We start from the raw sequence: 11,937 nt of genomic DNA, 5'->3' as shown, positions 1-11,937 counted from the left end.
ACGCGCTCTGCGGCGACGGCGACCTGATGGAAGGCGTCTCGTCCGAGGCGGCGTCGCTGGCCGGCCGGCTGAAGCTCGGCCGCCTGATCGTCCTCTATGACTCGAACCAGATATCGCTGGACGGGAAGCTGGCTATGTCGTTTACGGAGCACGTCCGTCCGCGCTTTGATGCCTACGGCTGGCAGACGCTGCTCGTCGGGGACGGCAATGAGGTGGAGGCGGTGAAACAGGCGCTCGATGCGGCGGTCGTCGAGGAGAACCGGCCGACGCTGATCGAAGTGCGGACGACGATCGGCTACGGGGCGCCGCACGTTGCCGGCACGAACCAGGTGCACGGCAGTCCGCTCGGAGNCGAGGAGAACCGGCCGACGCTGATCGAGGTGCGGACGACGATCGGCTACGGGGCGCCGCACGTTGCCGGCACGAACCAGGTGCACGGCAGTCCGCTCGGAGCCGAAGAGGCGCAGGCGGCCAAAGAGGCGTACGGCTGGCACCATGAGCCGTTCTTTGTCCCGGAGGCCGTCCGGACCCACTTCCAGACGCTGGCGGCCGCGGGGCAGCAGGAAGAGGCGGCCTGGAATGCCCGGCTGGCGGCGTATGCCCAGGCGTATCCGGCGCTCGCGGCGCAGCTGAAAGCGGCCATTGAAGGCCAGCTGGCCGCGGATTATGCCGAAAAGCTGCCGGTCTATGCGCCGGGAACGAAGCAGGCGACGCGGGCGTCCTCGGGCGAGGTAATCAACGGGCTCGCCCGGACGGTGCCGGCGCTGTTCGGCGGCGCAGCCGATCTGGCGTCGTCGACGAAAACCGCGATCCGGGCCGGGGGCGATTTTCTGCCGGGTACGTATGCCGGGCGGAACATCTGGTTCGGCGTCCGGGAATTTGCGATGGCGGCGGCGGTCAACGGGCTGGCGCTGCACGGCGGGGTGATTCCGTTCGGGGCGACGTTCTTTGTCTTCTCGGATTATGCGAAGCCGGCGATCCGGCTGGCTGCGCTGATGGGGATTCCGTCGATCTTCGTCTTCACGCATGACTCGATCGCCGTCGGCGAGGACGGGCCGACGCATGAACCGGTCGAGCAGCTGGCCGGGCTGCGGGCGATTCCGAACCTGACGGTGCTGCGTCCGGCGGACGGCAACGAAGTGCGCGAGGCGTGGAAGCTGGCGGTGGAAAGCCGGAACCGTCCGACCCTGATCGTACTGACCCGCCAGGGCGTCGAAACACTGCCGGGCGAGGCGGAGCATGCCGCTGAAGGGGTGCGCCGGGGCGGCTATGTGGTCTCGGAAGCGGCCGGCGGCCGACCGGAAGGGATTCTGATCGCGACCGGGTCGGAGGTGGCGCTGGCCGCCGAAGCGCAGGCGCTTCTGGAGCGGGACGGCCATCCGGTGCGGGTGGTCAGCCTGCCGTCGTGGGAGCTGTTCCGGCGGCAGCCGCAGGCGTACCGGGACCGGGTGCTGCCGCCGGACGTCCGGGCGCGGGTCGGCATCGAGATGGCGTCGCCGCTCGGCTGGCGCGAGTTTGTCGGGACGTCCGGGGCGCTGGTGACGATCGGCCGCTTCGGCGCGTCGGCGCCGGGCAGCCGTGTGACGGCGGAGTACGGCTTCACGCCGGAACATGTCGCGGAAACTTATCTGGCATTAGGCAAGCGGCCGTCGACTAAAGGACTGAATTGAGAAAAAAGCGGCCGGTAGAACGGTGGATTTGGCCGGAAGGAAGCCCAAATCGGCCGATAGAGCAGCAAATTTGGCCGGAAGAGGGCCTGAATCGGCCGGTAGAACCGCGAATCTGGCCGGAAGGAGGCTCAAACTGGCCGATAGAACGGTGAGTTTGGCCGGAAGGGGGTCTGAATTGGCCGATAGAACGGCGAATTTGGCCGGAAGAGGGCCTGAATCGGCCGATAGAGCCGCAAATTTGGCCGGAAGGGAGCCTGAATTGGCCGATAGAACGGTGAATCTGGCCGGAAGAGGGCCTGAATTGGCTGATAAAACACTGAATCCGCGTGAGCGGGAGAATATCTGGCCGGGATAAGACCGTTCGTATTTTTGGAAACTTAATGGGCCGGAAGGATGATTCCTTTGCTGGGGGAATCATCTTTTTTAGTGCCTAGCAACATGTTTTAAAGGCCGATTGTCGCAAAATGTATACATATTATCTACTAATCTCAGTTGACATATTGGAATTATATATATAGAATTTAGATTAATTTATTAGAAAAGAAGGAACAGAATTAAAAACACTCAACCGTTTATTTGCAGTAAAATAGGCTTGTCTATACATATAAGAAAGTAAAAGTGCGTTTTTTACTAAAGACTGCGTGAGGCAGTGCCGATTTTTAATTTATCGAAAAAGTGAACGGTGAGCGAGTTTTTGATCATTTGAGAATTCGATTCCAAGGCTGCCTGAAGAACTCCTGCTTTATTTTCCGTATGCACGAGATAAAGTTGTGGATACAGCGATTGCAGCAATCACTGAAAAAGATGGCGGATGTTATTTTTCACAATTGTAGAATCAGTAACAAAAACGGGATGGCAGGAATGGACATGGGGAAAAAAGAAATATATGTTGACTTGATTAAGTACATTCAGGCTTTGTTTTACCACGAATTTGACCTAGTCGCTAACATGAGCAATATGGTGTCTCTTATTTATGAAAAGGTGCCTAACTTAAATGGCACAACGTTTTATCGCTGGAAGAATGATGAATTAATATTGGGCCCGTTTCAGGGAAGGGTGGCCTGCATGCACATTCCTCTCAAAAAAGGCGTTTGCGGCAAGGTTGCATTTACGAAGAAAACGGAAATTGTTGCGGATGTTCATAAATTTTCCGGGCATATTGCCTGTGATTCACGCTCAAACTCAGAAATTGTCGTACCTGTGTTTTGGCCTGGCCATCATCGCTTTTTTGGCGTTTTGGATTTGGACAGTCCGTTATTTAATAATTTTGATTCAACGGATGCGGTTTACTTGGAACAGCTGGCACCGTTGGTATTCGGTATAAGTAAGAATTAGAGCCCCGTTCGTTTTGTATGGAAGAAAAGAAGGAGGAAGTACTATTGGTTTATTTTCAGCCTTCTGAACGTGTAAAGCAACTTCCTGTTAACTTTTTCGATCAGTTGGACAACAAATTAGCCGAATCGGAGGATGCAGGCAAGCCGTTTATCAATCTTTCGAAGGGAAATCCGGATCTTCCGACTCCCTCCCACATTGTTGAATCATTGAAGACAGCAGTTGACAAACCGGAAAATCAAGCCTATCCTCCCTTTCTTGGAAAGGAAAACGTTCGATTGGCGATTGCCGATTTCTATAAAAAAGAGTACGGGGTGACGCTGGATCCGTTAAACGAGGTCGCCGTCTTCCATGGGGCTCATATCGGCATCACGGGAATTCCCCAGGTTCTGCTGAATCCCGGAGACTATATGCTCATTACGGATCCTTGCTACCCCATCTATTATTCTTCAGCCATTCTATCGCAAGCCAGGACTTACTCAATGCCGCTGACCGAGTCGAATCAATTTCTCCCGGATTACAGCCGCATTTCTGCTGACGTTTTAAAAAAGGTGCGATTGCTGCTGCTGAATTATCCAAATAATCCGACCGGAGCACTGGCCACAGAAGCATTCTATCAGGAAACCATTGAGTTTGCAAAAGCGCACAATATTCCCGTGCTCAATGATTTTGCTTATGCTTCGCTTGGTTTTGATCACAATAAACCGCTGAGCCTGTTGCAGACTAAGGATGCCAAGAGCGTCGGTGTCGAAGTCTATACAATGTCGAAGACTTATGATATGGCAGGCTGGCGATTTGGATTTGCTGTGGGCAATGCTTCAATTATTCAGGCCCTGAACCATTTTCATATGCACGCTTACAGCACAGTATTCGGTGCGGTTCAGGATGCTGCAGCCTGTGCGTTGCAGTCGTCTCAAAAATGCGCAGCCGACATTGTTGCCGTCTATCAGCGCAGGCGTCATGTATTGATCGACGGCCTGCGGCGTATCGGCTGGAATGTTGTGCCGCCATCGGGTACATTCTTTGCCTGGTTAAAGGTACCCGATGGCTATGATAGCCAGTCCCTTTCTGACCTGCTGTTTGACCGGGCCCATATTGTCGTTGCCCCCGGGATAGGCTTTGGGAAGAACGGCCGCCGTTTTGTCAGAATCAGTCTGGTGAGCAGTGAAGAAGTCTTAGCAGAGGCAGTTGATAGAATCGAAGAGCTCCACTTATTTGAGTGATAGCCCTTCTAAGTCAGGAGATTGAAATTGACAAATGATAACAATTGATTTGACAGGCAAAAATGTTCTTATCACAGGCGGAAATTCCGGAATCGGAAAGGGAATCGCCGATTTATTTCTTGAAGCGGGTGCTGGGGTGGCCATTGCTGATATAGCATTTGAGAGGAAATATACGAGGATATCGGAACGGCTTATTCATCTCAAACTGGATGTAACGGATAGAACAAGCGTTAGTGAAGCGGTAAGGACAGCGGCTGAATCCTTGGGACCGATCACTATTCTGGTAAACAGCGCGGGTATTTCGACAATGGACTATGCCGTTGATATCAAAGAAGAAGATTGGGACCGAGTGATGGCTGTCAATGCCAAGGGAACTTATCTTGTTTCGCAGGCAGTTGCCCATCAAATGATTGACGGTAAAATTGAAGGCAGGATCATTAACATTGCGTCGCAGGCGGGGAAAAATGGATACCGCTGTATGGGCAATTATTGTTCTTCAAAACACGCCGTTCTTGGATTTACTAAGGTCATGGCGATAGAATTGGCCGCCAAACGCATTCTGGTTAATGCGATCTGTCCCGGCATCGTTGAAACGGGCATGAAGCACCGCGAACGCATCGACGGAGCAAAATTGAGGAAAATGACACCGGAACAAATTTATGAGGAGGACTGTTCACAAGTACCGCTCGGCCGGACGGCTAACCCATCCGATGTCGCCAATGTCGCACTTTTTTTGGCCAGTCCGTTGTCTTCCTACATGACGGGCCAGGCGATCAATGTAACGGGAGGAATGACGATGAATTAATTAACTGGCCGCCGTTCTTTGATTGCGTGTTCTTAACATTTTGCACAGTAAAGGAGTTCCTTGTTTATGTCTTTTCACTTGGTTTCCAGGATTGCACCGCAACAATATATATCGGAAAAGGGTGCATACGATTATCTGGCGGGAATTCTTAAGAAACTTTCTGTCAGGCGTGTTCTTTTTCTGCACGGTATAAAATCACTACATAAAGCCGCTCCCTATCTTCCCGATCTGGCCCAGGCCGGGATTGAAACTTTTGGCATGAGCTTTGGGGGCGAATGTTCTCCGCAAGAAATCGACAGGGTGATTCAGGCCATAAAAACCCACGATGCTGATCTGATCATCGGGCTGGGCGGGGGAAAGGTTATGGATACGGCAAAAGCCGCGGCGTATAAAGCAGGCAGGCTTCCGCTCGTTCTGATGCCGACCATGGCAAGTAACTGTGCGGCGTGGTCCGCACTCAGTGTGTTTTATAAAGATAACGGCGAATCGATCGGATTTCAGACTTTTCCCAATCAGTCGGCCCTTGTTCTTGTAGAGCCCCGAGTGATTCTCGATTCTCCGATTGAGTATTTTATTGCCGGCATCGCCGATACGCTGGCTAAGTGGTATGAGTCGAACGGTTTATTGGCAAAGGTTGATCAGAATCATCTTGCTATTCTGTATGCCCGTGAATCTGCTAAACTATGCCACGATATACCGCTCGAATATGCCGTTCAGGCCGTAGATGACATGAGGCAGGGAATTTTATCCAATGCCTGGAATACCGTGATGGAAACGAATATCATGGCCAGCGGTCTGGTCGGCGGTTTTGCAGACCAATATGGAAGTGCTACAGCGGCGCATTCTGTACATGATGCACTGACTTTTTTCCCTGAGACAAAGCCTATCCTGCATGGCGTCAAAGTCGCATACGGCATCATGGTTCAGCTGGCCCTTGAGGGAAAATGGGATGAAATTCGGCGCCTTCAGCCATTTTATCAAAAATTGAATCTGCCGATGAATCTGACCGATCTGCATCTTGGCACACGCCCTGAAAGCGACATTCGCCAGCTCGCTGCACGGGCAGTGAGCCCGGACAAAACGATCCATTTATTGCCGTATGAAGTGACTGCGGAGTCCGTCTTTTCTGCGATCAATCAGCTGGAAACGTTATCCGCACACAGGAAAGAGGGCAAAGCATAAGGGTTTCGTTAAAAAATTCACTGTAAATGCCGAAAACGAAATGAATGATTTCTTATCCAGAGTGGCGGAGGGACTGGCCCTGTGAAGCCCGACAACCAGCAAGTTTACTGTATGGTGTCAATTCCATGAACACGTAATGTGTCCAAAAGATAAGAAGAAGCAGGACAAGTCTTCTTTATCTTTAGACTTGTCCTTTTTATATCATTTCATGATGTCAGAAAGGCATAAAATGCCCTGCTCCGCAGCCATGAGAAGAAGGGGATGAATACAATGTCGGAAATAATACGTACGGAGAATATGGCCAAAGTCTTTACGGACGGTAAAAAGGCACACACGGTGTTAAGGGATGTCAATCTCTCGATAGAAAAAGGAGATATTTTTGGAATCATCGGGTACAGCGGGGCCGGGAAATCAACTCTTGTCAGGTGTTTCAATGGTATCGAAAAACCGACAAGGGGAAATGTATTTTTTGAGGACAGAAGCATCGTTGGGTTAAAAGCGAGTGAACTAAGAACGATTAGAAGAAAAATCGGCATGATCTTTCAGCAGTTCAATCTGATGCCGTCAAGAACTGTTTTCGATAATATAGCCCTCCCTTTGAAACACAGCGGCCTGACAAAGAAAGAGACGAGTAAGAGAATTAAAGAATTGCTGCAGCTTGTCTCATTGCCGGATAAAGAGGATTCCTATCCGGCTCAGCTGTCCGGCGGCCAAAAGCAGCGCGTCGCGATCGCCCGAGCGCTGGTTAATCAACCTAAAGTCCTTCTGTGCGACGAAGCAACCAGTGCATTAGATCCGAAAACAACAAAATCAATCCTTTATTTATTGAAGAAATTAAATGAAGAACTGGGATTGACTATCGTTGTCATTACTCATGAAATGTCGGTGGTTAGAGAAATATGCCATAAGGTCGCCGTTCTTGATAAGGGAAAGATATTGGAAGAAGGAGATGTATACACTGTCTTTTCGAACCCGCAGGAAAAGCTGACTCAGTCGTTTATTGAGACGACCTCGACTCTGGGAAACGTGAAGGAGTTAATTAAAGCGAATTCCCCCGTTGTAAAATTGCAGCCGGGACAGTTGCTGCTTAAAATCAGTTATTCTGCAGACAGTGTTTCTGAACCCTTAATTTCATATATTTCAAGGCAGTATAACGTTGATGCGGATATTATTGCCGGAGATGTCCAGATCCTGAGCGATCATCCATTGGGAGGATTGATCATCATCTTAAGCGGTCAAAAAACGGATATCGATCATGCTACTCACTATCTGGAGAAAAAGCATGTAGCGATTGAGGTGCTTAATCATGGATAAAATCGTGCAATTTCTATTGCCTAATGTATCTCAGGTGCTTGATGAATTTTATCTCTCGATCGTGCAAACGCTGCAGATGATTCTCCTATCGGGAGGAATATCCTTTGTGCTCAGTCTGTTCATAGGTATTGTTCTCGTATCCACAAAAAAAGACGGAATTTTGGAGAATACGTTTGTTTTTAACGTTTTTGATAAGTTGATTAATCTTTTTCGTTCCATTCCGTTTATTATTTTGATTGCTGCTTTAATACCGGTTACTCGATTGATTTCCGGGACCGCCGTTGGCGTGCAGGGCACTATTTTTCCGCTGATTGTCGGTATCACTCCCTTTTTCTCAAGGCAGATTGAATCGGCCTTAAGCGAAGTGGATGAGGGGCTGATTGAATCAGGTATAGCTATGGGATTATCGCCAGTTCAAATCATTTTTTCGATCTATTTAAAAGAAGGAATTTCGTCTATTGCCAGAGTAACGACGATTACAATCATTAGTCTGGTTGGATTAACGGCAATTGTCGGTGTTGTCGGAGGAGGCGGTATCGGTGATTTTGCCATTCGCTACGGATATCAGCAAAATCAATTAGATGCAACGTATGTATCCATCATTGTCCTGCTTATTATTGTGAGCATCATTCAAATCATAGGCACACTGATTGCTAAAAAAACATCGCATTAGGGGGAAACTTATCATGAAAAAAATTGCAAAAATCAGCGGCATTCTTCTATCATTGGTTCTTTTACTGGGCCTTGCGGCGTGCAGCGGAACCGCTTCGGGCAGCAGCTCCAAAATAAAAGAGGTTAAAGTCGGCGTAGTCGGCGACAGCGATGACCCGATCTGGAAACAAGTCAATAAAAACTTGAAAAAGGAAAATATCGAAGTAAAATTGGTCAAGTTCAGCGACGGAATCATTGCCAATCAGTCTCTGGCCAGCAAAGAATTAGACTTAACGGCCTTTCAGCACTATGCTTTTCTCCATCAAGAAGAAAAAGAAAAAGGCTATAAATTTACGGTTATCGGACAGTCCTATCTTGTTCCGCTGAATGTGTATTCGGCTAAGATCAAAAGCATTAAACAGATCAAAGCAGGGGATAAGATTGCCATTCCGAACAACGTTACAAATGCAGGGAGGGCGCTGAAAGTTTTGGAGAGTGCCGGGCTGATCAAAGTAAACCCAAGCAAAGGCTATTTACCGGATGTTAAGGATATTACTGAAAATAAACTGCATCTGAAAATTGTACAAGTTGATCCGGCTAAGATTCCCAGCCTGCTTCCGGACTTTGCTGCAGGCATCACCAATAGTAATTTCGCCATTGATAACAAGATCGATCCTATAAAGGATTCAATCTATAGTATTGAGCCGAATCTCAATGATCCGAACAACAAACCATGGATCAATGTCATTGTTTCGCGCACTGAAGATAAGAACAACAGTACCTACAAGAAAGTCGTAGAAGCCTATCAGACTCAATCCGTTGCCCAGACGATCAAGAAAATCTATAACGGCGTCTATGTACCCGCATTTAAATACTGAAAATGATAGGCACCGGTGCAGCTTATTTCTAATTCATTCTATACCGCTCCTTACTGTTTCGATATATTTCTAAAGAGATGATGCTTATGGATAATCTGGATATAGAACGAGAAATTGAACAAGTAAAGGATGAATTAATCAGCTGGCGAAGATATCTCCATCAAAATCCTGAGTTATCTTTTAAGGAATATAACACGACGCGTTTTATTTGCAATCTGCTAGAATCTTTTCATTGTGGCTTTATCTTGGAGAAACCGACAAAAACGGGAGTTGTTGCCCGTTTAAAAGGGGATGATCCTGGGAAAACAGTGCTTTATCGAGCGGATATTGATGCCCTGCCGATTCATGAGAAAAATCGTCTAAGTTATACATCACAAAATGACGGTGTCATGCATGCCTGCGGTCACGATGGACACACGGCGATCCTGCTCGCCGTTGCCAAGATTCTCGGCCGACATCGGGAGAGTCTTAAGGGTGAGGTAAGATTTGTTTTTCAACCGGCTGAAGAAGTCGGCGGCGCAAGAAGTATTCTGAATACAGGCATCCTTAGCGGAGTGGATCAGGCGTTCGCGCTTCATCTGTGGTCTCCTCTTGAAACAGGGAAATACGGGATTGTCTACGGACCTGCCATGGCGGCGGGGGAAGCTTTTGATATTGAAATTGACGGAAAGGGAGGTCATGCCGGAAAAGTCAATGAAACGATTGATCCTGTCAATATAGCTGTATCCGTTATCAGCACAGTCAATCAATTCATAAACAGGTGTGTCGACCCGATTGCACCGAGGGCTCTTTCTGTCACCTATTTCCATGGGGGATCCAGTCATAATGTTATTCCGGACTTCGTGAAATTTGGGGGGACGATCCGTGCTCTGGATAGGGATACACTGGAAAAAATAAAAAGCGGACTGGTTGAGGTGCTGGACAATATCGATCACTTGTATCATTCAACCTATACGCTCCATTTTGAGACGGACGGGCTGCCGGATGGGGAACTGCCATCGCTTCCGGTGGTTAATGACAGAAAGGCCACTGCCCTGGTTGAACAGGCGATCGAAAAGTATCTCGGAAGCGACAAAATTGTTCATTTAAAGCCGACGTTAGCCGGTGAGGATTTTGCTTTCTGTTCTCACTATGTACCGGCCGGTTTTATCTTTGTTGGTACAAAAAATGTCCGAAAAGGAACGGATTATCCGCATCACAGCCCGTTTTTTAACCTTGATGAAGACTCTTTGGCAGAAGGAGTTGCACTATTTCTAAGCATCAGCAAAGAAATCGTTTGAATGTCTGAAGGGTTTTCTGCAGAGAGGCAGAAACTTCAGGAGATAAGCTTTCTGTTGTATAATGAAACTCGGCAGGACCTTTTAGTTGAAGATCAGGAAAACAGTGCATTGAGGGCCGGAAAAGCACGCCCCGATTTTTCATCGCACTTCGCAAACAAAAATATAAACGATGTGAGGAGATCTTAATCATGGCGAAAGTTGAGAGTTTTACCCTTGATCATACGAAAGTCAAAGCCCCTTATGTTCGATTAATTGCCACGCAGAACGGGCCCAAGGGCGATATCATCCAGAATTATGATTTGCGTTTGGTTCAGCCCAATGAAAATGCGATCCCGACAGCCGGACTGCACACGATCGAACACATGCTGGCCAGTCTGCTGCGGGACCGGCTTGACGGTGTCATCGACTGCTCACCGTTTGGCTGCCGGACCGGTTTTCATTTAATTCTATGGGGCGAACACGATCCGGTGAATGTTGCCAAAGCGCTGAAGGGTTCCCTGGAATTTATCGCCGGACCGGCGACATGGAATGATGTTCAGGGAACAACGATTGAAAGCTGCGGTAATTATCGCGACCATTCACTCTTTTCCGCGAAAGAATGGGCAAAGAAAATTGTGGCGGAAGGGATCAGCTCGGATCCTTTTGAACGGAAAGTCGTGACGGAATCCCTGTGATTTTGAAATTTGTCCAGTGCAGGGTGGGATTATGTTCAGATCCTGTCGATGACCGGATCGCTTCCGTGCGACCGGACGGGTGCTTTATCTCTTTCCGGAGGGCCTTGTCTTTCTCTTTCACCCGGACGGATTGAATCCGCTGTGAATGACCTTATAGCGGAGATGGATAAACGAATCCGAATGCTCATCGGTAATCTCCGTGTTGAGATCATCCAGCGGCACTGTTTCGGACCAAACGCATTCTCGGACAATCCGGGGATGCGTTTTTTGAGCAGATGATTTGAAAATTATTTTCTCTATGTTTATGATAAAAGGCGATATTATTTTTAGATGGAGTGATTCTTATGTTAAGTTTCGGATTATTGATTATTCGCCTGATTCTGGGCCTATCCTTTATCGGCCACGGTGCCCAGAAATTATTCGGCTGGTTCGGCGGTCCCGGGCTGAAACAAACGTCCGGATTTTTTCAGTCGATTGGCGTTAAGCCCGGCTTCCCGATGGCAGTGCTTTCCGGCTTAGCCGAACTCCTCGGCGGTGCACTACTGACCGTTGGATTGCTGACGCCGCTGGCCGGACTGATCATCGCAGTTACGATGGTGGTTGCGGTCGTGACGGTCCACGGAAAGAACGGTTATTGGGCCACTAAAAACGGCTACGAATATAACCTGCTGATTATAGCAGCGGCCGTCGGACTCGCTTTGACCGGTGCCGGATCGTATTCCGTCGACGCACTCCTTTTCGGTTAACACCCTGTTCCCCGGCACATAAGGCCGGGGATTTTTTATCATTTGAAAAAAGCCATCGGGACGGTTTATCCGGTTATTAACCTGAAGGAAGAATTTAGAAAAAATAATCGGCTATGACAAGACGGCACACAGATTTTGAATAAACAGGCCTGAATGCTTTTTCTAAAATGCGCAGCCAGAAC

11 protein-coding genes and 1 riboswitch are annotated in these 11,937 nt (G+C 48.8%); all 11 genes read left to right on the top strand.

What is annotated here, in order from left to right; all coding sequences use genetic code 11:
* Window positions 1-1,670 (top strand): transketolase family protein (locus tag OYT88_RS02920; protein ID WP_274397857.1); only part of this gene is annotated, 1,670 nt, incomplete at its 5' end.
* Between the two features lie 867 nt (window positions 1,671-2,537).
* Window positions 2,538-3,005 (top strand): free L-methionine (R)-S-oxide reductase MsrC, encoded by a 468-nt coding sequence (gene msrC / locus OYT88_RS02915; RefSeq protein WP_274397856.1) that lies wholly within the window; start codon window positions 2,538-2,540, stop codon window positions 3,003-3,005.
* A gap of 44 nt (window positions 3,006-3,049) precedes the next feature.
* Complete coding sequence (locus tag OYT88_RS02910) at window positions 3,050-4,225, top strand: aminotransferase class I/II-fold pyridoxal phosphate-dependent enzyme (RefSeq protein ID WP_274397855.1); 1,176 nt, start codon at window positions 3,050-3,052, stop codon at window positions 4,223-4,225.
* A 34-nt stretch (window positions 4,226-4,259) separates the two neighbouring features.
* Window positions 4,260-5,030, top strand: coding sequence for an SDR family NAD(P)-dependent oxidoreductase (locus OYT88_RS02905; protein WP_274397854.1), 771 nt, complete (start codon window positions 4,260-4,262; stop codon window positions 5,028-5,030).
* Window positions 5,031-5,096: 66 nt separating this feature from the next.
* Window positions 5,097-6,212, top strand: coding sequence for an iron-containing alcohol dehydrogenase family protein (locus OYT88_RS02900; RefSeq protein WP_274397853.1), 1,116 nt, complete (start codon window positions 5,097-5,099; stop codon window positions 6,210-6,212).
* Between the two features lie 49 nt (window positions 6,213-6,261).
* Window positions 6,262-6,368: riboswitch (SAM riboswitch) on the top strand.
* Between the two features lie 114 nt (window positions 6,369-6,482).
* The gene (locus tag OYT88_RS02895; protein ID WP_274397852.1) at window positions 6,483-7,526 is read left to right on the top strand and encodes a methionine ABC transporter ATP-binding protein; all 1,044 of its coding nucleotides are present in this window, start codon (window positions 6,483-6,485) and stop codon (window positions 7,524-7,526) included.
* The gene (locus OYT88_RS02890) at window positions 7,519-8,199 is read left to right on the top strand and encodes a methionine ABC transporter permease (RefSeq protein WP_274397851.1); all 681 of its coding nucleotides are present in this window, start codon (window positions 7,519-7,521) and stop codon (window positions 8,197-8,199) included. The genes OYT88_RS02895 and OYT88_RS02890 overlap by 8 nt, the downstream gene beginning before the upstream one ends.
* A gap of 13 nt (window positions 8,200-8,212) precedes the next feature.
* Window positions 8,213-9,055 (top strand): MetQ/NlpA family ABC transporter substrate-binding protein, encoded by an 843-nt coding sequence (locus OYT88_RS02885; RefSeq protein ID WP_274397850.1) that lies wholly within the window; start codon window positions 8,213-8,215, stop codon window positions 9,053-9,055.
* 86 nt (window positions 9,056-9,141) lie between these two features.
* Window positions 9,142-10,335: a M20 metallopeptidase family protein gene (locus OYT88_RS02880; RefSeq protein ID WP_274397849.1), complete on the top strand. Its 1,194-nt coding sequence runs from the start codon at window positions 9,142-9,144 to the stop codon at window positions 10,333-10,335.
* A 188-nt stretch (window positions 10,336-10,523) separates the two neighbouring features.
* Complete coding sequence (locus OYT88_RS02875) at window positions 10,524-11,009, top strand: S-ribosylhomocysteine lyase (protein ID WP_274397848.1); 486 nt, start codon at window positions 10,524-10,526, stop codon at window positions 11,007-11,009.
* Window positions 11,010-11,353: 344 nt separating this feature from the next.
* Window positions 11,354-11,755: a DoxX family protein gene (locus OYT88_RS02870; protein ID WP_274397847.1), complete on the top strand. Its 402-nt coding sequence runs from the start codon at window positions 11,354-11,356 to the stop codon at window positions 11,753-11,755.
* Window positions 11,756-11,937 lie beyond the last annotated feature (182 nt).

The organism is Sporolactobacillus sp. CQH2019, assembly GCF_028765345.1.
Taxonomy (GTDB): Bacteria; Bacillota; Bacilli; order Bacillales; family Sporolactobacillaceae; genus Sporolactobacillus.
The sequence above is the reverse complement of the archived record's forward strand: the minus strand, read 5'-3'. Positions and strand labels throughout refer to the sequence as shown.

What these genes read in the sequence shown, in the direction of transcription:
- msrC (WP_274397856.1), top strand. Translation starts at nt 2,538, where the DNA reads ATGGGGAAAAAAGAAATATATGTTGACTTGATTAAGTACATTCAGGCT.
- OYT88_RS02905 (WP_274397854.1), top strand. Translation starts at nt 4,260, where the DNA reads ATGATAACAATTGATTTGACAGGCAAAAATGTTCTTATCACAGGCGGA.
- OYT88_RS02900 (WP_274397853.1), top strand. Translation starts at nt 5,097, where the DNA reads ATGTCTTTTCACTTGGTTTCCAGGATTGCACCGCAACAATATATATCG.
- OYT88_RS02895 (WP_274397852.1), top strand. Translation starts at nt 6,483, where the DNA reads ATGTCGGAAATAATACGTACGGAGAATATGGCCAAAGTCTTTACGGAC.
- OYT88_RS02890 (WP_274397851.1), top strand. Translation starts at nt 7,519, where the DNA reads ATGGATAAAATCGTGCAATTTCTATTGCCTAATGTATCTCAGGTGCTT.
- OYT88_RS02885 (WP_274397850.1), top strand. Translation starts at nt 8,213, where the DNA reads ATGAAAAAAATTGCAAAAATCAGCGGCATTCTTCTATCATTGGTTCTT.
- OYT88_RS02880 (WP_274397849.1), top strand. Translation starts at nt 9,142, where the DNA reads ATGGATAATCTGGATATAGAACGAGAAATTGAACAAGTAAAGGATGAA.
- OYT88_RS02875 (WP_274397848.1), top strand. Translation starts at nt 10,524, where the DNA reads ATGGCGAAAGTTGAGAGTTTTACCCTTGATCATACGAAAGTCAAAGCC.
- OYT88_RS02870 (WP_274397847.1), top strand. Translation starts at nt 11,354, where the DNA reads ATGTTAAGTTTCGGATTATTGATTATTCGCCTGATTCTGGGCCTATCC.